Source organism: Adhaeribacter radiodurans (assembly GCF_014075995.1).
GTDB classification, from domain to species: Bacteria; Bacteroidota; Bacteroidia; order Cytophagales; family Hymenobacteraceae; genus Adhaeribacter; species Adhaeribacter radiodurans.
The window spans coordinates 715,641-737,477 of sequence record NZ_CP055153.1; the positions used below are offsets into that span (position 1 = coordinate 715,641).

Below are 21,837 nucleotides of genomic sequence, written 5' to 3' on the forward strand. Positions count from 1 at the left end.
AGTGGCCAGTATTACTCCCAATCTAAGTCCGGCAGCCCCGCAAATAAGTTTAGCCGATTATGGTACTTATTTTAAAATTATCTGGTCCGGTTATTCCTGTGCGAGTGTTACCAATTTCAAACTTATCCGGAAGGTAGTTCAAGCAGGTAAAATCATTGAAAATACCACTAGTAACGTTGACCCAAAGCTTGGTGCGTGGGCCGATGAAAAGCTACAAGCCTGTAACACTTACGAGTACCAACTGGTAGCCGTTAACCCATACGCCGAAGTAGCCGGTAATATAGTAAGCAAAGCCGTACCGGATCAAATTGCCGATGCGCTGGAATGGGGCACTGACGTAGCCGAGCGAAACAATTCGCAAAACCCGTTTTATAACCACGATTATAAGTTTAAAGCCTCCAAAGGGTTTTTCACCAGTTATATACAATTACAGTGGGATGCCAAGTACAAAAGCCGCATCCAGAGTTATGAAATTTACCGGAAAATTGCCGGTACTAATAATAACCGGGAACTGGTGCACGTAGCCGAAGGCGGCAGCTCTACCCAATGGCTCGACGAATTTGCTGAAGCCAATACCATGTACGAGTACACCATTGAAGGAGTAGCCACTTGTAACGGGCAACCCATTAAAAGCCGCGAAGCAAAAGCTTTGGGTTTTCGGGCGCCTTTTGGTACCGTAAGTGGCCGGATCTTTTTTGAAGGTGGCCAGGTAGTAGAAAATGTGCAGGTACGAGCCCGGAATTCGGATGGTGCTGCGGGTAAAGCTATTTCTTTTACTAATAACACTGCCGCTTTTGATATTAATGCATCGCGCATTTTCTGGCCCAGTCAGGAAGGTTGGACCTTAGAAACCTGGTTGCGGCCAAGTGATATTTCTACTAATTATGTACTCTACGATCATTTCCAGAATGGCCAGGGTTTGCAAATTAGCTACGAAGGTGGTCGTTATATATTATCTGCCGGAGCGGAACAGGTAAGCATAAATCCCGGCAATTTTTTAAAAAATAATGAATTTCACCATTTGTCAGTTAGCTTAAATACCATCTCGCGGCAAGTGCAATGGGTGGTAAACGATTCGGTTTTTGCCCCGCAGCAAGTAACCAATGCCTTTCAACCGAACAGCAACTCCGATCTGCCTTTAGTTTTCGGGAACAGCCGCACCTATAAGCAAGGTTTTCAGGGAATAATAGACGAAGTAAGAATATGGAATAAACCCCGTACCGCTGCGCAATTAGTGCAGGATTACAGCCGCTTTTTAGAAGGTAGCGAACCCGGTTTAATTGCTTACTGGAAATTAAGCGAAGGCTTTAGTGATTTTGCTTTTGATGGCTCGCGCGTAGACCGGAAATACAACGAAAATCACGCAAAACTAAAAGGCAGCTACGAATGGACCACTATCATTCCTTCGGAAGACCAACTGGCTAATGTGGCTTACACCGATAGCAAAGGAAATTACCGGCTTACCAACATTCAATTTCGGGGCTCCGGCGAAAGCTTTGAGATAACCCCGCTGTTGGGAGTACATACTTTTGACCCCAATTCACTTTTGTTATTTATTGGCGAGGGTGCTTTGAGCCACAATAGTAAAGATTTTAAAGATATCTCTTCATTTATTACCAAAGGCAGCGTGCGGTACCGAGGAACTTCTTTTCCGGTACAGGGCGTGCAAATGCTCGTGGATGGCAAAACGTTGCTTAATGCCAGTAACGTGCCGGTTATGTCAGATGCCAAAGGGGAGTTTGAAGCCCGGGTTCCCATTGGCCAGCACGTACTGTCATTTGTGAAGAACGGGCACGTTTTTCAGAATGCGTATTGGCCCGCCGAAAATCAAACCCACGATTTTCAGGAGCATTTGCGCGGCCAACTCGAAATTTTGGATACCACTAAAGTAAAACTAATCGGCCGGGTTGCTGGTGGTCAGGTGCAAGGAGATAAACCTCTGGGCATGGGTCTTTCTAAAAATAATCTGGGTACGGCTAAAATTATTTTAGAACCCGAAAAAGGGGGCGACTTAGACGAATCACCCACAAAATTTAAAAAAACTGTTGAGTTATCTACCAACCCCCAAACCGGTGAATATACTGCCTGGATAATACCGGAGCGGTTTATCGTAAAAGAGGTAAAAACCAACAATACCCTTACTGATGGCTCGCGTTATGCCTTCGGCGAACAACCCATCCTGGATTTAAGTTTGCCCGTGCAGAATTTACGCTGGGAGTACCAAATAGATGATAAAGGAAAAAAAATAGATTCGGCCAGTTACCATTTTAGTAAAAAGTTTGTGCTGCACAATCAAACTAAATGGACTATTAACAATAATGAGCTTATTGGCGAAAAGAAAATAAAGCTAAGTGAAAACGGGCCCGAGATTGATTTGGCTGGTAAACCATTTGGTGCCCCAGTGTTTAACATGAATGCCCAGTACGAGTTTCCTTTACGGTTCTTCGAAGAATACGAAAATGCCGACGATCACGAGAAAGAACTGGTGCCGGTAACCAGCGCGAAAATTAAACTGGTTAATAACTGGAAGCAGGGTAGCCCCGATGAAGAACTAATTTTAAATAATCCGCAGGGAGTTTATAATTATAAATTCCGGGCAGGCAGTCCTAATTTAAGCGGTAGCTATACGTATAACTTTTCGGCTGCTATTAAAATTGGCGACCAGTCTTATGCCGATTTAGGAACTCAACCAGGCTATATTTTGGGGCAGGTTACGTCGGGTTCTGGTTTTGTTACGAAAGGTCCGGATGTAGTAGAATTTATTTTGCGCGATCCGCCGGGTACGAACAGTTATGCCTATCTAAGTAAGGGATCTGCCACTACTAAAACCATGTCTATCACGAACACGGGCGGTAGCACCCAAACCATAAATCCAAGTTTTTACTTAGGAATAAGCACCACGGTGGCAACCGGTGTTGGAGTAGCTGTGCTGAATGAATCGGAAGCAAAACACATTCTCTCCAATCAGGAAGAAATTACCGAAAAACGCACAGAAACTGGCCAGTTGGTTGAAAGTATTAGTGTAACGGAAAGTTGGAAAACCAGCGCTGATCCCGGATTAGTAGGCAGTGATGCCGATTTGTTCGTGGGTCGGGCCATGAACTTTATTCTGGGTAAAACCGAAACCCTGGAGTTATTAGAACTAAAACCACCGTTCGACCAGTTGCCGCATTCGGAAACTTTTAATTACCAAGGCAAAACTTATGCTTTGGTGCGTCGGCAAGGTATTGCCGCTGCCCAAGATAATTTCAGCACCCGGTTTATGTACACACAGCAGCACATTCAAAAGAATCTGATACCAGAGCTGAAAAAGTTCCGTAATAATTTGTTGCTGCGCGGCGATGGAGTGTATACTTCTAACATTAACAAAAGTGATTCTAAATTCGGAGCCGATAACTACAACAAGAACTTATTTGGAAACGCGGCCTTGCCAAAATCTGACGAAGGCGTAGCTACGCGCGGGGCTTACACCGGTCCGAGTTATAGCTTTAAACCAATTAAAGCGAGCGATCCGGATTCGGTGTACCTCCTTAATCAGCAAATAGCGCTTTGGGAAAATTCATTACGTGATAATGAACAAAATAAACTAGACGCTAAAACCAAAAGTACCGCCGAAGGCATTAACAATGTTTCCTTCGATGGTGGGGTAACGCAAACTTGGGAAAAAAGCTTGAACTCGCTTTGGGGCACTAATACTACCGTAGAAGTAACTGCTGATGCTTCTATTGAACTAGTTACTGGTTACACCTTTAATAAGTTCGGATTATCCATGCGGTTAAAAGCTAACTTCTTTGATAACTTTTCCGGGTCATCCGGTGAGTCCACCAACGAAGCTTTAACCTTTGGCTACGTATTGGCCGATGGCGATAAAGGCGATTTTTATAGTGTGGATGTCATTGATCCTTCGGCTATAAAATTTTTAAATGATAAAGGCGATCATGTGGTATGGGCCGATTACTACAAGTTAAAAGATGATTTTGCTGACCGTAAGGCCGATTACAACAATGGTTTTTTCTCGCCGATGTTTTACACCCGCGGCGGACAAACCTCCTGTCCGTATGAAGGTGACGAGAAAACCCAATACTACCAACCCGGTAAAATATTAAATGCTGCCACTTTGCGCCGCGAAAAACCAGAACTAAATGTAGAGAGCAATATTGTTACCGGGGTGCCGGAAACCAATGCGGCGGTATTTAAATTATTACTCCAAAATAACGGCGACTCCGACGAAGATATCTGGTACGGCGTGCAGGTCGATGAAAACTCTAATCCCGGCGGTGCGGTTATCACCATTGATGGTTCTACTCCCAACCGGGCTTTCCGGGTACCGCACGGCGAAGTAGTGGAAAAAATACTAACCGTAAAAAAAGGGCCAGGCGCCGTATTTAATTACGAGAACCTGGGCATTGTGCTGCACTCCCTTTGCGAATCCAGTATGGTGGCAGACACAGTAAAAATCTCGGCTTTTTTCGCACCGGCCTGTACCCCCGTTACCATGCTGGCTCCCCTGGATAATTGGCTCGTGAATGTAGATGCCCAAGGAAAAGTGCCCGTGCAGTTATCGGGCTACGACGTAAATTTGCGATCGTTTAAGAGCATCGAGCTGCAATACAAGTCTACGGCTTCTAACTCCTGGGCTACTATTCATACATTTTTTAACAAAGCAGCGGATTATGATGCCGCAAAAGCACAGAACAAAGATGCCGCGGTTTCTAAAATTAATGGTAAAACCACCATTAACTTCAATTGGGATATTACCGACTTGCCCGACCGGAATTACGAATTACGCGCTAAATCTAATTGCACTGATGGCTCGGTAAGTTATACCGAAGTGAAAAAAGGCTTAAAAGACGTGGTGCCGCCGCTGGTATTTGGTGCCCCGCAACCCGCCGATGGTATCTTATCGCCGAACGATGAAATTATGATTCAGTTTGCGGATCCCGTAGAAGCTGGCTTAATCAATAAGAGCAACATTACCGTAAGAGGAGTTTTGAACGGCTCGGATTTGGCGCACGGTGCTTTCCTGCATTTTGATGGCAAACAAGGCAATGTTAGGATTCCGGAAGGCTTACAGCTCAACAACCGTTCGTTTACCGTGGAGTTCTGGGCCCGGGTTAAAACAAACACAGCAACTAATGACCGGATTATCTTTACCCAAGGTACCGGAACAGATGCCGTAACTATTGGCTTTGATAAAACGGGCAAATTGTTTGCCGGTTGGGGAACTTCGCCGCGGGTATTAGCCGATAAAACTTTACCGGCCACAAGCTGGCAACATTACGCGGTATCTTATGATGCAACGGCTGGTAAAGTAAATCTTTATGGTAACGATCAGCTGTTAGCCGAAAAAAATCAGGTAGAAGTAGTTGCCGTGCAAGGAATAGTTTATGTGGGTTCTTTGCCGGACAATGGCAATGCTTTCCAGGGAGATTTGCACGCGCTCCGGGTTTGGGATCAATATAAAACCCGTGACGAAGTATATGCCGGCCAATCCATCCGGTCAAACGGTGGAGAACGTGGGTTAATTGGTTACTGGCCCTTCAACGATTTAAAAGGAACCGCCGCGAAAGATCTGGCCCGGGCCTTGCACGCCGAAGTAGCCGCCCAGTGGGTAGCCGAACCTGCCTCCAAAGCCATTTCGCTTAATGGTAACGGCTACGTAAAGGTAAACAGCGGCCATACTCCCATAACCCAGGACGGTGATTTTACCTTGGAGTTCTGGTACAAAGCGGGCACCAATGCCGCCGGAACCGCCTTGTTCTCGGCCGCTTTACTCAATACCGATGTGAAATGGGCCTTAAAGTTCGACGATCAAGGCGCTATTACCCTTAAACAAAATGATCTGCTTATTCCTGCCGTGGATGAAAATACGCTGGATGGAAAATGGCACCACTTGGCCATGGTAGTAGACCGGCGGGGTAATTTATCGTTCTTGCTGGATGGGGCGCTTACTAATTACCGCAAGGCCGATGTACTGGCCAAATTAACAGCTCCGGCTTTGTACTTCGGGGTGTATTTCGACCAAACTTCTACCGCGGGTGGTACTCCTAAAAATTCGTTTACCAATTATTTTAAAGGCCAGTTAGATGAAATCCGCTTCTGGAACTCGGCCCGGACTACCGAACAAATAAACCGCTCGCTCACCAGTAAGCAACCCAACGACCTGGCCGATTTACAAATTTACTATCCGTTTGAAGCTTACCAGGACAATAGCGGCGTGATGCTTTCGGTAGAATCGGATAAGGAACAAAGCGGTAAAACTACGGATCAAGCCACTTTTGTGAATGCAACTTACACCAACGAATCACCGAAGATTGACTGGCCGCAACCCGAGCAAAAAGTAGATTTTAACTACGTCATCAACAATGATAAAATGCTGATTACCCTGAACGAGCCGCAGGAATTAGTAGAAAAAACCATTCTGGATGTAACGGTACAAGGCGTAATGGATAAAAACAGCAACGTAATGCCCGGCGCTAAAACCTGGTCGGTGTTCGTGGATAAAAATCAAGTAAAATGGGTAGATTCTAACCGGAGTTTTGAAAAAGAGGTAAACCAACCTTTGCAGTTCGAAGTGGAAATTACCAATCTGGGCGGTAACCAGGAAAGCTTTCAAATCGATGGGCTGCCGGGTTGGTTAACGGTTAACCCCGCCAGTGGTTCCGTAGAGCCAAACAGTCGTAAAACGCTGGTGTTTACCGTAAGCGAAAGCTTAAACCGGGGCCGGTATACCGAAGATATTTTACTCCGCACGAACTTTGGCTACGACGAGAAATTGGCCTTGCACCTGAAAGTATTTACCCCAGCTCCGGAGTGGACAGTAAATCCACGCAACTTTAGTAAATCCATGAGCATAATCGGGCAGATAAAAATCAATAATCAGTTCTCCATTAACCCCGATGATAAAGTGGCGGCTTTTGTGAACGGGCAATGCCGCGGAGTGGCGCACCTGGAGTACGTACCCGCTTATGATCGCTATTTGTTTTTTATGCAAGTATACGGGCAAGGTACCACCAACGAGAAAATAAGCTTCCAGATTTGGAATGCCGATTTAGGGGTAACTCATACCGATGTGATACCTTCTTCGCTGGCTTTTCAGGACGGCATGGTGCATGGCTCTACGGCTAGTCCTTATGTATTAACGGCCAACAACATTGTTTACCAGGAACTGGATTTAAAGGCCGGCTGGAACTGGATTTCTTTTAACGTGGATGTGAAAAATAAAGACCTTGCTTCTGTGTTGGACCAAGCCGTTATTGACCGTAGTTCGGTGTTTATGTCGCAGGATTGGGTAGCCGATTATTCGGCGGGTGTATGGTCGCCGGCCGGCAAGCAGGTTAATAACGTAGCCAGCTATTTACTAAAAGTAGGAGCAGCCAAGCAGCTAAAGGTAAAAGGTAGCTTATTAAATCCGGCTAATGAGATTATCACCCTCAAAAAAGGTTGGAACTGGATTGGTTATACCCCGCAGGTAAGTATGCCAGTGCCCGATGCTTTAGCGGGCGTAACCTTGGCCGATGGCGATATTATTAAGAGCCAAACCGATTTTGCCGTGTACGACAAGAATAAAGGTTGGATAGGTAGTTTAAAAACCCTCAAAACGGGGCAAGGTTACCGCGTCCAATCGTCGCAAAATGCCGATCTTAAATTTGCTTATCCGAGAACGTCCGTTAACTCGGGTAATCGTTTGGCCAACGAGGAGTCGCCGCTAGCGAAATTAGTAAATCCGGGAGTATTCCGGTACAACATGAACATGGTAGCTGAAATTACCTCGGATCAAATAGTCGAAGAAACCGGAATTTTGGTGCACAATGCGGCTACCGGCGAAAAAATAGGTTGGGGCACCGGTTATCCGGTTGAAAACAAAGTTTTGTTTTTCATTACGGTGTTCTCGAACCAGGAAAATCAGGAAGTGCGTTTTACTTACCACGATGCCCAAGGTAACCTGCTGGTGAACTTGAAAGAAACTTTGGTGTTCCAGAGTGAGCAGATTACCGGAAGTATTGAAAAGCCTTTTCGGTTTACCACGAACGGAACCTGGGAAAAACCAGCACCAGCTATCTTAAAAGCAGCCCAGGTGTATCCTAATCCGTTTACCGAAACCTTTACCGTGGAATGGCAAAACAATCCCGCCGAAACGGTTACCCTGGACCTGTACGATTTAGCCGGCCGGCAGGTGAAACAGCTCTGGCAAGGGCAACTGGCCGCTGAACAGGGTTCCTATACTTGTCCGGCGCAACAGCAAGCATTCTTAAAAGCTGGCGTGTATCTGCTACGTATTACGCAGGGTTCGAAGCAGGAAATCGTTAAAGTAATCAAAAACTAAAATTTAGGCATACCCGTTTTAATTGACTGGGTAAGCTTAAATTTTAAAAGTTTAAAAATTTTACAACCGAAGAACAGGAGGCAAGGCAGCAAATACTACCAACCAACTAAAACCGGTACAACCACCAGCCAACCTAAAGCTTTAGCCAGGTATATTTCCTGGTTAAAGCTTATACCGGTAAAAAATTAGTAAGTCACGGACTATTTTTAGAAGATGACGTAACTACCCCTTATGTATAAATTCTCCTTAACTTTAAACTACACCAACTTCTCATCCAATGCTTTTCGCACTAGTTCCACCGCATTTTTAACTTTTAACCGTTTCATCATGCTGGCGCGGTGATTATCGACGGTACGCACGCTTAAATTTAGTTTTTCGGCAATTTCGCGGCTGTTGGAGCCTTCTATAATAAAAGCAAGTACTGCTTTTTCCTGTTTTGATAATTTATTTTTAGGTGCCAGGGTAGTTTCGGGTTCTTTTAATTTTTGCAGGTAAGATGCTACAATTACATTCGAAACTGAAGGGCCAAAATACTTTTCGCCGGCGGCTACCCGGCGAATGGCCTGCAACATTTCTTCGCGGGTATTATCTTTTAATAAATAACCATACGCACCAGATTCTACGGCTTTTAAAATGTAATCTTCGTCGTGGTGCATGGATAGTACCAGGCAGCGGGTTTCCGGATACAATTTATTAATCTGGGCGGTGGCTTCAATGCCGGTCATTATGGGCATAGCAATATCTAGGAGCAACACATCTGGGGCTAACTCTTTTACTTTGGTCAGTGCTTCAGCTCCATTTTGGGCTTCCCCTACAATTTCTAAATCCGCGGAGTTCTCCAGCATCGAGCGAATGCCGTTCCGGACTAAGGTGTGGTCGTCGGCGAGTAATATTTTTATTTTAGTCATGGTCAGTAGTCAGGAAAGGTATTTTTACGTGTATTTGGGTGCCTTGTCCGGGTTTAGAGTTTATTTGTATGTGGCCGTTTAATAAAAAAACGCGCTCTTTCATGTTGCTAATACCTTGCGCCAAACCAGTTTTGCCGGTAGGTAAAGTTAAGGTATCCAGTTTAAAACCATGCCCGTTATCCGAAATAGATAAGTGTATAAACTTCTTTTTGGCCTGCAAGTCAACAGTTATGCTATTGGCGCCGGCATATTTTACGGCATTGTGCAGCGCTTCCTGACTTACGCGGTACAAGCCTATTTCTACGTTCTTGGCTAATCTTTTTCCGTTCCAGTTGGTGTTAAACGAAACGTTTACGCTGGAGCCGGAGGCCACTTGGTTGCTTAACAATTTTAAAGCCGAAGCTAAACCAAAATCACTTAATACGGCAGGCATTAAGTTAAAAGAAATGGTGCGGGCTTCGGTAATGGTTTGACTTACTAACTGGCGCAGTTCATTTAAGTTTTGTTGGGTAATTTCGGTATTTGGCACCGCATCGCTGGTTTTCTCGAGGCCATACTTTAAAGCCGTTAGCATTTGGCCCAAACCATCATGAATTTCCCGCGCCACCCGTTTGCGTTCTTCTTCCTGACCTTCTAGGAGATAAGTCGAGCGAAGCTTTTGTTCGTTTATTTCTTGTTGGTATTTCTGGTTGGTCGCTATCAGTAAAGCTTCTTTAGTTTCAGCCAGCGTTTTATTGGCCCGAATTAATTCCTCGTTGGCTAATTGGGTTTGCTGCTTTGCTTCTAATAATAAGTGAATAGTGCTCTTTATCTGCGTTACGGCCGGCCGAAAAACAAATAAAGCTTCGAGTAACAAAATACCTAAGGTAAAGAACAACACAATGTTCTCCATCCGTTGCGAATTATTTACCCGCTCGCTAGCCTCCGCATCGTACTGAAATACAATCTGGTTCATAGCCTGTAAATAAGCGCGTTCGTTCTTCAGGAGGTAATTAAGGCGGGTAAGTATTTCGGGCGAAGGAATATTGGGTGTAGGGTTGGTTTGGTAATAAGTACCAACAGCCTTGGCACTATTGTATAAACTTTGGAATAACGGGTCTATTTGGGAAAACTTATTTCGGATAATAGCGCTGTTATTTACCGGAATTTTAAGATAAGCTAAATACCCGTTTTTTAATCCCGTATGACTTTTCTCCCAAAGGTTTAAAGCTTCCCTTAAATCTGTTATATATATAGGAGTAGTCGTTCTATCTTTTTGATGGTATAACAGCAACACCGTTTTGCAAATCTTCTGACTTAGCATCCGCTGCCGGCCGGCAATGTTTATGATGCGGGAATCGGTAAGCTGGCGTCGCAAGGAACGCTGCACTAATAACTGCCCAACTAGTAAGAGTATAGCTACAACGGTAAGCGCCAATAAATAAAGACGAGTAATCTTATTAGATATGTTCGCATCAATAGTAGAATTCATACTTACTATACTGCAGTTACGTTTTTATTTCGAGTTTCTCCACTCTAAGGAAGAAAACTTATAATTTTTTAAAATTTTAAGCTTAATGCTACTTGTTAACAGACCCAGGCAGGCTTAAAAGAATTTTGAAGCTTAGAAATAGAATTGAGTAATTATACTCAATTCATTAATTAGGTATTCCTTCTCTTTAGTAGGTGTTTTATAGCACCTCCTCCAATTAATATTTTCCCTCCATCGGAGTTACCAGATATGAATTGAAAAATTATTGGTTGGTTTCTTAATTATTAATACAAAGAACCTTGATTTTTATCCATCTAAGTCTAAAAATATACTAAAAATAAGGTTTAGCTGCCTGAAATCTCCCTATTTTTTTAAAAATCAGGTTTAAACCAGTAGATAAGCTTTAAACTGATTAGTATCTGTTTAAAAATAAGTTTATTATCAAACGAAACCTTTAAAAGGTTAAATAATTTTAAATTTCATTATTAAAAATAATACTGTTTTTGTGAAAAAACGAAATTTTAATCAATATGCCTCAAAAAATAACCAACTAATCAAAAATTAAGTACTTTTACTCAAGTTAAGGTGTGAAATTAAGGGCGAATAGTTTAAAGTTGTGTATTTTGAACAAACACCCTGGGAATTGAGAGTCATAATTAGCTTGAAGTAGTAGAATCCGGAAGATAGACTTTAAAAGTTAGCTTGGTTCCGGAAAGTGCCTAAATCCTGAGAGTAAAAGTAAAAATCACGAAAACATAAAACGTATGAGCAGTTTAGTAGCACAGCCGCAACGTATAGTAGTAATCGGAAATGGTATGGTAGGGTATAAGTTTTGCGAAAAACTAGTAGCCAAAGCCCAGCCGAGTACTATCCAAATTACCGTTTTCGGGGAAGAACCTCGTCCCGCATACGATCGGGTACATCTGAGTGCTTATTTTTCAGGTACTTCTGCCGAAGAATTAACTATGGCACCGGTAGAGTGGTACGCCGAGAACAACATCAATCTGCATTTGGGCGAATTGGTTACTAGCATAGATGCGGCCACCCAAACAGTTACGACGCACAAAGGGGAATCTATAAGCTACGATAAATTAATTCTGGCTACGGGTTCCAGTGCTTTTGTGCCGCCCATTAATGGGGTAGAAAAAGAAGGTGTTTTCGTGTACCGCACCATCGAGGATTTAGATGCTATGCTGGAATACGCGCCCAAAGCCAGAACAGCCGCCGTTATTGGCGGTGGTTTATTAGGTCTGGAAGCCGCCAAAGCCGCCGTGGATATGGGACTTACAACGCACGTAATCGAGTTTGCTTCCCGGTTAATGCCGCGGCAACTCGACGAAGCGGGTTCTGAAATGTTAAAGAGAAAGCTAGAAAGTTTAGGAATCAGCATCCATTTAAATAAAAGTACTACCGCCATCATAGGGGAGACCGGCGTTGAAAAAATGCTTTTTGCCGACGGCAGCGAACTGGAGGTAGATATGATTATTGTGTCGGCAGGGATTAAGCCGCGGGATGAGTTAGCCATTAAAGCTGGTTTAGCCGTAGGGCCGCGGGGTGGCATTCTGGTAAATGATGCCTTACAAACGTCGGATGCTAATATATACGCTATTGGCGAAAGTGCTTTGCACGGTGGCATGATTTACGGCCTGGTAGCGCCCGGTTACGATATGGCCGATACGGTTGTAACTAACTTATTGGGCGGCGAGAAAACCTTTAAAGGTTTCGATATGTCTACCAAACTAAAATTGATTGGCGTAGATGTAGCTAGTTTTGGGGATGCTTTTGCCAGCCCAGCCACGAGTCGCTCTATTGTTTTCGAAGATAAAGCCAAAGGCATTTACAAGCGCATTAATATTTCCGAAGACGGCAAATACTTAGTGGGTGGTATTTTGGTAGGCGATGCAGGCAACTACAACATGTTGCTGCAAACGGTACAAAACAAAATTATTCTGCCCCAAGATCCTGAAGATTTAATTTTAGGTTCGCGGGGCGGTGCCGCCGAATCGGCTGGAGCCGGCGTAATGAGTTTGCCCGACGAAGCTTTAATTTGCTCCTGCGAAAATGTGAGTAAAGGCGATATCTGCTCCACTATTACCGACGGAACCTGTACCGATGTAGCCGGTATAAAGAAATGCACCAAAGCCGGAACGGGTTGCGGGGGCTGCGTACCGATGGTAAACGATTTACTCAATGCTACCTTAAAGCAAATGGGTAAAGAAGTGAAAAAAGTACTGTGCGAGCACTTCGATTATTCACGGCAAGAGTTATTGGATATCGTAAAAGTAAATAACATCCGCAGTTACGACGAGTTACTGCACAACCACGGCCGCGGCGATGGTTGCGAAGTGTGCAAACCAGCTGTAGCTTCTATTATGGCCAGCACCTGGAACGAGCTTATTTTAAAACAAGCCACCATCCAGGATACCAACGACCGCTACCTGGCGAATATTCAAAAAGGCGGTACGTATTCAGTAGTTCCGCGCATTGCCGGTGGTGAAATTACCCCCGAAAAATTAATTGTAATCGGGCAGGTAGCCGCTAAATATAGCTTATACACCAAAATTACCGGCGGCCAACGCATTGATATGTTCGGGGCGCGAATAGACCAATTGCCGGATATCTGGGAAGAATTAATAAATGCCGGTTTTGAAAGTGGCCATGCCTATGGCAAAAGCTTGCGCACCGTTAAAAGCTGCGTGGGTTCTACCTGGTGCCGCTACGGTCTGCATGATTCAGTAGGTTTTGCTATTCGGGTAGAAGAGCGTTACCGGGGATTGCGTTCGCCGCATAAACTCAAAGGTGGCGTTTCGGGTTGCGTGCGCGAATGCGCCGAAGCCCAATCCAAAGACTTTGGTATTATTGCTACCGAAAAAGGCTGGAACTTGTACATCTGCGGCAACGGCGGCGCCAAACCGCAGCACGCCCAGCTTTTCGCCACCGACCTCGATACCGAAACCTGCATTAAATACCTCGACCGATTTTTGATGTTTTACATTAAAACCGCCGAACCACTGAACCGCACCGCTACCTGGTTAAATAAAATGGAAGGCGGCATGGAATACCTGCGTCAGGTAATTGTGGAAGATTCGTTAGGCATCTGCGACGACCTGGACCGGGAAATGGAGTTTATGGTAAATACCTATGCCTGCGAATGGAAAGAAGTAGTGAATAATCCGGAGCTGCGCCAGCGCTTCCAGCACTTTATTAACACGCCTGAGCCGGATCCTTCTATCCGCTTTAAACCCGAACGGGGCCAAAAAGTGCCGGTTATCTAAGGCCTATTAATCAATTACTTACTAAAATTTACAAGATGGTTTTTGGGCTATCCCGCCATCGGCTTGTCTGTTTTTTAAAAATTTAAAATTTATTATCATGATACAAACGCCTCCTTCTGCTGATCGCCTAGCTGAAATTTCTTTCTGGTTTAAAGCCGCCGAAGTAAGCGCCTTCCCGGAAAATGGTGGGGCCTGCGTGAAATACCAGGACCAGCAAATTGCCGTGTTTCATTTTGCCAAACGCAACGAATGGTACGCCAGCCAGAATTTATGCCCGCATAAACAGCAAATGATTTTAGCGCGCGGCCTTATCGGCGACCAGTGCGGCGAACCCAAAGTGGCCTGCCCGTTTCATAAAAAAACTTTTTCGTTGCTCACCGGCGAAAATTTAAACGGTGAATGCTACCACATTGAAACCTACCCGGTGAAAATTGAAGACGGCTACGTGTACATCGGTATGCGGGAATAAGCTTTCATCTATAAAATTTAAAAAATCCTTGCTGGCGCGAGCGTCCACGCTCGTGTCTGACCATCTCGTAGGCCTCCGGCCGGGTGAACCGACAAATTTAAAAAAGCCAATCAGCAGTGAAATTCCAACCGGCCAGAGGCCGGACGATAATCATCACGAGCGAGGACGCTCGCGATAGAAATTTTTTAAAATTTCACTGCCATCCATTTAAACAGCAAATCAATCCACCAGTGTAAGCGCTTAGAACCTATGAAGAAAATTTACATCATCCCGTTCCTTGCCCTGTTTGCCTATAAAGCGCAGGCGCAATTTACGCTTTCGGGGCAATTGCGTACCCGCACCGAGTTACGCGATGGATTTGGCAATTTGCCGAACAAAGGCGCGTCACCGGCATTTTTTACTTCGCAGCGTGCCCGTCTCAATGTGGGCTACAGCTTAGATAAAATTAAATTTTTTACGGCTATTCAGGACGTGCGCATCTGGGGACAAGATGCTTCCACGATAAGCAACGCCGACGGCAACAAATTAATGCTGCACGAAATGTGGGCCGAGATTGCGCTCGCAAATGCCACTGATTCAACCGCGGCCTTTAAAGGTTTGGATTATCTAGGATTAAAAATCGGCCGCCAGGAAATTAGTTATGACGATCAACGCTTATTAGGTAACCTGGACTGGTTGCAGCAAGCCCGCCGCCATGACGCTGCCATTTTAAAATTAATGCACAAAGGCGTGCAGCTAGATGTGGGAGTAGCTTATAACCAAAATGCCGAAACCAAAGAAGGTAGATTATACGTGCCGGGTAATGTGCCCACCGGAACCACTACCGGGCAAATTCCGGTAACGGGTACGGTAAACCCCGCTGGTACCAACGGCATCGGACAAATGTACAAGGCTTTCCACTATGCTTACCTGAGTAAAAAAGTGGGAGCATTTAAGGTATCCGGCTTGTTGTTTAACGATTATTTTCAAAAATCCAGGGTAACTACTACGGGCCGTATTTTCACGAAGGGTCTGAACGCCCGCTACACCACCGGCTTAAACGCTGCTTTGCTACCAAGCCCGACGAATAAATTGATGCTGAATGTTTCGGGTTATTACCAGGGAAATAAAGATAAAGAAGGGAACCCGCTCAAAGCTTATTTTGCCAGCATTTACAGCAGCTATTCTTTCGGGGCATTTTCGGCCGGACCGGGTTTTGATTTTTACTCCGGCAATAACGGGGAGCAAACTACCCGGGTTAATCACCGCTTCGACCCGTTGTACGGTACGCCGCATAAGTTTGGTGGTTTAATGGATTATTTCTACGCGGCCGATGGGCACGGACCGGCGGGCTTGAAAGATTTTTATGTAAAAAGTCGCTATACCAAAGGTAATTTTTCTGCGGCTGTAGACCTGCACCAGTTTTTATCTGGCAACCAAATCGCTTACCGCGAAAATAATGCAGATGCTTTAACGCGCTACCAATCTAATCTGGGCACCGAAGTAGATGTGATTTCTACTTTTACTTACGGCAAATACATCACCTTCGAAGCCGGTTACGCGCATATGTTTGGCACGAACTCCCTTAACCGCATTAAAACTTCCGGGTTTCCCGCCAACAATAATACTTACCTGCCCAAACAGCGCCAGGCCAACTGGGCTTACCTCATGATTAACATAAAACCTGAATTCCTGGCTACTAAAGCTACGGCGCAACCAAAAGCCTAAAAAAATTTAAAATAATTTACTAACCATAACCCATCAGTCATGACGCTACTTTCCAGCCCTAAAGTCGGTAAAGCTACCAAAATCAAGATTTTTAGTTTTGCCGGCCCGCACATGCGTACGTTTCACATTACGTGGTTTTCCTTTTTTCTTTGTTTTGTGGCCTGGTTTGGGGTAGCTCCCCTGATGCCCATCATCCGGGAAGAATTTCATTTAACTAAAGCCCAAATTGGTAATATTATTATTTCGTCGGTAGGTATCACCATTTTTGCCCGCTTGTTTATCGGCTGGCTCTGCGATAAAATTGGCCCTCGCATCACGTACAGCATTATATTAATTTTGGGTTCGCTGCCGGTTATGTTTATTGGCTTAAGCAATAGCTACGAATCCTTTTTATTGTTCCGGTTAGCCATTGGGGTAATTGGGGCTTCGTTTGTGGTAACTCAGTTTCATACGTCGTTAATGTTTGCCCCGAACGTGGTGGGTACAGCTAATGCTACTACCGCGGGTTGGGGGAATATGGGCGGTGGCGCTACCCAAATAATTATGCCCTTAATTTTTGCCGGTTTTATCAGTTTGGGTTACGTAGATACTGCCGCCTGGCGCTATGCCATGGTAGTTCCGGGGGTATTGTTATTCCTGATGGGAGTTGCCTATTATAAGTTTACCCAAGATACTCCCGAAGGCAACATGGCCGATTTAAAAAAGAACGACCCGGCTTACCGCATGAAAGCAGCCGAAAGCAAAGGCGCTTTCTGGAAAGCCTGTAAAGATATCCGGGTGTGGATGTTGTTCTTAATTTACGGGGCCTGCTTCGGTATTGAAATTACCATTGACAACATTGCCGCTATTTATTACTTCGATAAATTTAAGCTGAACCTGGAAACTGCCGGTTTAATTGCTGGTCTGTTCGGGATGATGAATATTTTTGCCCGCACCCTGGGTGGTTATTTCGGTGACAAAGCCGGTATCCGGTACGGTTTAAAAGGCCGCGTGGTGTTTCTCGCCTTTGCTTTATTCATGGAAGGCATCGCCTTAATTTTATTTTCTCAGATGACGGTTTTACCGATTGCGATTGCGTCCATGTTGTTCTTTAGCTTGTTCGTGAAAATGTCGGAAGGGGCCACGTATTCGGTAGTGCCATTCATCAATAAAAAAGCCATTGGTTCGGTATCCGGTATTGTGGGAGCGGGTGGTAACGTAGGTGCCGTATTAGCCGGTTTCCTCCTGAAAGACGAATCCTTAACCTACAGCGATGCCTTATTCATTATTGGTTGCGTTGTGACGGCCGTATCGTTCGCCTCGTTCCTGGTACGTTTCACCAAAGCCCACGAAGCCGAAGTCCAACAAGAAATGAACGAGTCTTTAGGCAGTGTACAAACCAGTTCAGAAACCTCCGTTCCTGCTCTTGCCTGAACCTCAATTCATAGGATTAAAGGATTACCTGGATGATGTCCGGATCGCAGATTTTACGAATTATATGAATTCAAGAATAAGTAAATTTTTAAAAATTTCTCTTGAATCTCAGAACAAGCAATAACTATGGCGCGGAAGTTACTTCCGTGTCTTGTACCGGAGTTACCTTCACTACTTTAAAGAGCGTTCGTGTAAGCTTGCCACCTCGGCTACTTTCAGAAGTAAGGCACGGAAGTAACTTCCGCGCCATAGTTAGGAGGAAAGACAGGAAAAATGAAAATTCAAAAGACCTTCGCTAATAGCCAAACGAGGCCCGCCGGCCAGGAGGCAAAACTTGAAGTCTCAAACTAGATAGCACCGCAGCAATCGGGGATTGCAAATCCCCAGCTAAAGTACTTTCGGATTACAAATCCGAAAGAGCGAAAATAAAAGGTTAAATACCTTAAATAATGGAGATTAAAGCAAATGAAAAAGAATAAGAGCCATCGTTTTAAAACTACCTGTTCGTACTGCGGCGTGGGCTGCGGCATTGTGGTGGAGCAAGACGCAAAAGGTAAAATTCGGGTAGAAGGCGATGCGGAGCATCCGGTAAACAGAGGCATGCTTTGCTCCAAAGGATTGAATTTGCATTACGTCGTTTCGGACCATTCCGACCGCTTGTTGTATCCCGAAATGCGCTGGGCCAAAAACCAACCGCGCCAACGGGTAAGTTGGGACACCGCATTAGACCGGGCCGCCGCCGTTTTTAAAACCATTATCGACAAGTACGGATCCGATTCGGTAGGTTTTTACGCTTCCGGACAATGCCTCACTGAAGAATACTACATCGTAAACAAACTGGTAAAAGGCTATTTGGGAACGAATAACCTCGATACTAATTCTAGGTTGTGCATGAGTTCGGCAGTGGTAGGTTATAAAATGGCCCTCGGCGAAGATGCCGTACCCGCCAGCTACGACGACATTGAACTAGCGGATTGTTTCTTGATTGCCGGCGCAAATCCGGCCTGGTGCCATCCTATAATTTACCGGCGCCTGGAGCAGCATAAAGAACAGCATCCGGATACGAAAGTAATTGTAGTAGACCCGCGTCGCACCCAAACCTGCACCTTGGCCGACTTGCATTTGCAAATAAATCCGGGTACCGATATTATTTTGTATCACGCCATTGCCCGTTACCTCATCGAAGAAAATTTAATCGATGATGCTTTTGTGCAGAATCATACCGATGGATTTGAAAATTTTAAAAATTTTGTTTTTCAGACCAGTTTGGAAGAAGCGGCTTTTACCTGCGATGTGTCGGTTTCGGATATTAAGCTAGCGGCTACTTACATTGGCCAAGCCAACGGTTTTATTTCGATGTGGGCTATGGGCTTGAACCAGAGCGTTATCGGAGTAGACAAAAATTTAGCTTTATTAAACTTGTCGCTGATAACCGGAAAAATTGGGAGACCAGGTTCCGGACCTTTGTCCTTAACCGGACAACCGAATGCCATGGGGGGCCGCGAAGTAGGAGGGATGGCTAACTTGCTATCCGCGCACCGCGATTTAGCAAACCCGGTACATCGGCAGGAAGTAGCGAATTACTGGGGGGTACCCAGTGTACCCGCTCAGCCCGGCCTCACCGCTACCGAAATGTTTCAGGCTTTGCGCGACGATAAATTAAAAGCCGTCTGGATTATTTGTACCAACCCTTTGGTAAGTTTACCCGATGCCGGCTTAATTGAGGAAGCTTTGAAAAAAGCGCGCTTTGTGGTGGTACAGGATATTTCGAACAAAGCCGATACCTTGCAGTACGCTGATTTAGTATTGCCGGCGGCGGGTTGGCTCGAAAAAGAAGGCACCATGACCAACTCGGAACGTCGCATTAGCTACTTAAACAAAGTAGTATCGCCGCCCGGCGAAGCTTTACCGGATGTAGAGATTCTTTGCCGCTTCGCCAAGAAAATGCAGTTCTCCGGGTTTGATTACAAACGACCCGACGAAATTTACGAAGAACACGCCCGCCTGACCAAAGGGACTAATATTGATATAAGCGGCTTAAACTATGAAGCCTTACAGGAAAAACGCAGCATTCAATGGCCGGTTCCGGCATTGGGTCACGAGGGTACACCCCGCTTGTTTACCGACCAACAGTTTTATACGCCCAATAAACGCGCTAAAATTTTAACGCCGGCTACAATTTATAACCAATCGGAGCCAGTGAGTCCGGAGTTCCCGCTTATTTTAACGACCGGCCGGGTACGGGACCAATGGCACACCATGACGCGCACCGGGAAAGTAAATAAACTGAAGCAGCACTTAGGCAAACCGTTCCTGGAAATTAACCCGCTCGATGCCGCCCTACGCGATATCAATGACGGCGATACCGTGGAAATTGTAAGTCAGCGCGGTAAAGTTCGGGTAAACGCCGTGGTTACTACCGATATTAAAACCGGGGTAATATTCTTGCCCATGCACTGGGGGAAAATATTAAACCGCGATTTCGGCCGCACCAATAACTTAACCAATACCCTCGTCGACCCAAAATCGAAAGAGCCGGATTTTAAATTTTCGGCGGTACAAGTACAAAAATATCAGAAGCCCTTCGAGAAAATAGTAATTATTGGTGCCGGAGCAGCGGCTTACCGGTTTATCAATACCTATCGGGAGAAAAATCTTACCGACGACATTCACGTGTTTTCGCAGGAGGCTTTTCCGTTTTACAACCGCGTGTTATTGCCCGAATACCTGAACGGCCACCTGAACTGGGAACAGCTCGAAAAATTTAAAAATGGTGAACTGGCTAAGTTAGACGTGTACCTGCACGAGTCAACGGGAATCCGTTCTATTAACCGGGTAGCCAAAACCGTTACCGATACGCACGGCAAAGTACATACCTACGATAAACTAATTATTGCCACCGGAAGCCGGGCCTTTGTGCCGAAAGATGTACCCATGGAACTGCCAGGTATTTTTACCATGCGGAACCGAGGCGATGCCGACCGCTTAAAAACTTTCCTGAACCACCAGGGCCACGTGGTAATTGTGGGTGGTGGATTGCTAGGTTTAGAACTGGCAGCTTCCCTGCGCGAAATAGATACCCAGGTTTCTATTGTGCAACTGAGTTCACGGCTTATGGAGCGGCAACTCGACTTAATTTCCGGCGATTTGCTGCGCGAGCACATCGACGAGATGGACGTAAAAGTTTATTTCAACGACCAGGTACAAACCATTTTCCCTAATAAAAATGAACCCGGGCTGGTAGTAAATTTAAAAAGCGGTAAAACGGTGCCGTGTAATGCCGTAGTTTACGCCGTAGGCACGCGACCTAATGTAGAATTGGCGCTGGACGCCGAAATAGCTTGCGGCCGGGGAATTCAGGTAAACGATTATTTGCAAACTACCACCGATCCCGACATTTTTGCCATGGGCGAAGTAGCTGAATTTAAAGGCGTGGTAAACGGAATTACAGCTGCCGCTGAGCAACAAGCCGATGTCGCCGCTCGGTTCCTGGCCGGTGATTTTAGTAGCTATTATTCCGGCTCTATTTTTATGAATATTTTAAAATTAGCCGATCTGGATTTGTGTTCTTTAGGGCTGGTAGAAGTGCCGGATAACAGTCCGGATTACGAAGAAGTAATATTCACCGATAAAGCCAAGCGCTATTACAAAAAATGCATTATTCATCAGGATAAGCTAGTTGGGGCTATTTTGATGGGCGATAAAAGCGAATTTGCCGAGTTTAAAACCCTCATCGAAAATAAAATTGAATTATCGGAGAAGCGCATGGAACTGCTTCGGTCGGGTAAGCCGATTGCGCCGGTAATGGGTAAACTGGTGTGCTCCTGCAACAACGTAGGTGAAGGAAACTTAACCGCTATGGTAAAAGGCGGCTGCACCGATTTCCGGCAACTATGTCAGCAATCCGGTGCGGGTCTGGGCTGTGGGTCCTGCAAACCCGAAGTAAAAGCTATCCTGGAACGAGCTCTACCATCTGAGCCTATTTCGGTGTGATTTTTTAAAATTTTGGTGGCTAAGATGGCCAGTTGCTGGTTCCTATTGCTGGCGCGAGCGTCTTCGCTCGTGTCTACTATCTGGTAGGCCTCTGGCCGGGTGAACGGTTAAACTTGAATTAGTAGTAAACAACACATAAGGTTACTACCGGCCAGAGGCCGGACGATGATCATCACGAGCGAGGACGCTCGCGATATAAATAGAAAATAGAAATGAGAATGGAGAAAAGAAGAATCGTTGGATCACTATCCTTTCAACTTTTAAACCTTCAAACC

The 21,837-nt window shown here is 45.2% G+C and carries 9 protein-coding genes; 7 read left to right on the forward strand and 2 right to left on the reverse strand.

The annotated features are described in order from the left end of the window. Nucleotide 1: 1 nt before the first annotated feature. Nucleotides 2-8,326, forward strand: a complete 8,325-nt coding sequence (locus HUW48_RS03445) for a T9SS type A sorting domain-containing protein (RefSeq protein ID WP_182414343.1) — start codon at nucleotides 2-4, stop codon at nucleotides 8,324-8,326. Nucleotides 8,327-8,583: 257 nt separating this feature from the next. On the opposite strand, the gene HUW48_RS03450 is transcribed toward HUW48_RS03445, so the two are convergent. Together HUW48_RS03450 and HUW48_RS03455 are read right to left on the reverse strand one after the other, a co-directional pair. Further along, on the reverse strand, nucleotides 8,584-9,234 hold the full coding sequence (locus tag HUW48_RS03450; protein ID WP_182414344.1) for a response regulator transcription factor: 651 nt from the start codon (nucleotides 9,232-9,234) through the stop codon (nucleotides 8,584-8,586). Next, a complete protein-coding gene (locus tag HUW48_RS03455; RefSeq protein ID WP_182414345.1) occupies nucleotides 9,227-10,705 on the reverse strand; it encodes an ATP-binding protein in 1,479 nt (492 codons plus the stop codon). The genes HUW48_RS03450 and HUW48_RS03455 overlap by 8 nt, the downstream gene beginning before the upstream one ends. 764 nt (nucleotides 10,706-11,469) lie before the next feature. Here HUW48_RS03455 and nirB point away from each other — a divergent pair. The 6 genes from nirB to HUW48_RS03480 all read left to right on the forward strand — a co-directional run bounded on the left by nirB (nucleotide 11,470) and on the right by HUW48_RS03480 (nucleotide 21,562). After that, entirely contained in the window at nucleotides 11,470-13,980 is a 2,511-nt protein-coding gene (nirB, locus tag HUW48_RS03460) for a nitrite reductase large subunit NirB (RefSeq protein WP_182414346.1), read from the forward strand. Between the two features lie 97 nt (nucleotides 13,981-14,077). Further along, complete coding sequence (gene nirD / locus HUW48_RS03465; RefSeq protein WP_182414347.1) at nucleotides 14,078-14,449, forward strand: nitrite reductase small subunit NirD; 372 nt, start codon at nucleotides 14,078-14,080, stop codon at nucleotides 14,447-14,449. Nucleotides 14,450-14,501: 52 nt separating this feature from the next. Further along, nucleotides 14,502-14,627 carry a hypothetical protein gene (locus tag HUW48_RS27175; RefSeq protein ID WP_262891488.1) on the forward strand — a complete coding sequence of 42 codons (126 nt, stop codon included), beginning with the start codon at nucleotides 14,502-14,504 and terminating at the stop codon, nucleotides 14,625-14,627. Nucleotides 14,628-14,698: 71 nt separating this feature from the next. Further along, entirely contained in the window at nucleotides 14,699-16,156 is a 1,458-nt protein-coding gene (locus HUW48_RS03470; protein ID WP_182414348.1) for an alginate export family protein, read from the forward strand. Nucleotides 16,157-16,195: 39 nt separating this feature from the next. Continuing rightward, complete coding sequence (locus HUW48_RS03475; protein ID WP_182414349.1) at nucleotides 16,196-17,569, forward strand: NarK family nitrate/nitrite MFS transporter; 1,374 nt, start codon at nucleotides 16,196-16,198, stop codon at nucleotides 17,567-17,569. A gap of 465 nt (nucleotides 17,570-18,034) precedes the next feature. Then, complete coding sequence (locus HUW48_RS03480) at nucleotides 18,035-21,562, forward strand: nitrate reductase (protein WP_182414350.1); 3,528 nt, start codon at nucleotides 18,035-18,037, stop codon at nucleotides 21,560-21,562. Nucleotides 21,563-21,837 lie beyond the last annotated feature (275 nt).

What these genes read in the sequence shown, in the direction of transcription:
- HUW48_RS03450 (WP_182414344.1), bottom strand. Translation starts at nt 9,234, where the DNA reads ATGACTAAAATAAAAATATTACTCGCCGACGACCACACCTTAGTCCGG.
- HUW48_RS03455 (WP_182414345.1), bottom strand. Translation starts at nt 10,705, where the DNA reads ATGAATTCTACTATTGATGCGAACATATCTAATAAGATTACTCGTCTT.
- nirB (WP_182414346.1), top strand. Translation starts at nt 11,470, where the DNA reads ATGAGCAGTTTAGTAGCACAGCCGCAACGTATAGTAGTAATCGGAAAT.
- nirD (WP_182414347.1), top strand. Translation starts at nt 14,078, where the DNA reads ATGATACAAACGCCTCCTTCTGCTGATCGCCTAGCTGAAATTTCTTTC.
- HUW48_RS03470 (WP_182414348.1), top strand. Translation starts at nt 14,699, where the DNA reads ATGAAGAAAATTTACATCATCCCGTTCCTTGCCCTGTTTGCCTATAAA.
- HUW48_RS03475 (WP_182414349.1), top strand. Translation starts at nt 16,196, where the DNA reads ATGACGCTACTTTCCAGCCCTAAAGTCGGTAAAGCTACCAAAATCAAG.
- HUW48_RS03480 (WP_182414350.1), top strand. Translation starts at nt 18,035, where the DNA reads ATGAAAAAGAATAAGAGCCATCGTTTTAAAACTACCTGTTCGTACTGC.